At 50.5% G+C, this 602-nt stretch carries 2 tRNA genes; both read left to right on the forward strand.

Features of this window, described 5'->3' with window-relative positions:
- Nucleotides 1-130 precede the first annotated feature (130 nt).
- Nucleotides 131-207, forward strand: a tRNA-Met gene (locus IOQ59_RS21055).
- Nucleotides 208-263: 56 nt separating this feature from the next.
- Nucleotides 264-340: transfer RNA gene (locus IOQ59_RS21060), tRNA-Met, on the forward strand.
- The last annotated feature ends 262 nt before the right edge of the window (nt 341-602 follow it).

Below are 602 nucleotides of genomic sequence, written 5' to 3' on the forward strand. Positions count from 1 at the left end.
CGGGGTGGAGCAGCCTGGTAGCTCGTCGGGCTCATAACCCGAAGGTCGTCAGTTCAAATCTGGCCCCCGCTACCAATCCTTAAGACAGCTAAAACTGTCTTATCGTAAGTTTATATCAACGCTTTTTTGATGCGGGGTGGAGCAGCCTGGTAGCTCGTCGGGCTCATAACCCGAAGGTCGTCAGTTCAAATCTGGCCCCCGCTACCAATTTTAAGCGTGAAGTATTGCTGGCGTATTTGGGATATATCAACGGTATCTATTGATGCGGGGTGGAGCAGCCTGGTAGCTCGTCGGGCTCATAACCCGAAGGTCGTCAGTTCAAATCTGGCCCCCGCTACCAATGAATAGTCGTGAGAAGTAAGCTGTTAGCTACCAAGCAGTAAAAGAGGCCAGCCTAGTGTTGGTTTTTTTGTGTCTGAAATTTGGCTTTCAGGGAAATCGCGTCAGTCGTCAGCCAGGGTGGCCCCGATCAAATCCGGTCCCCCGCTACTCATGAATAGTCGTGAAAAGTCAGCTGTTAGCTACCAAGCAGTAAAAGAGGCCAGCCTAGTGCTGGTTTTTTTGTGTCTGGAATTTAGCTTTTCAAGAAAGCATGGCGGTCG

Source organism: Pontibacterium sinense, assembly GCF_015209595.1.
Lineage (GTDB): Bacteria > Pseudomonadota > Gammaproteobacteria > Pseudomonadales > Balneatricaceae > Pontibacterium > Pontibacterium sinense.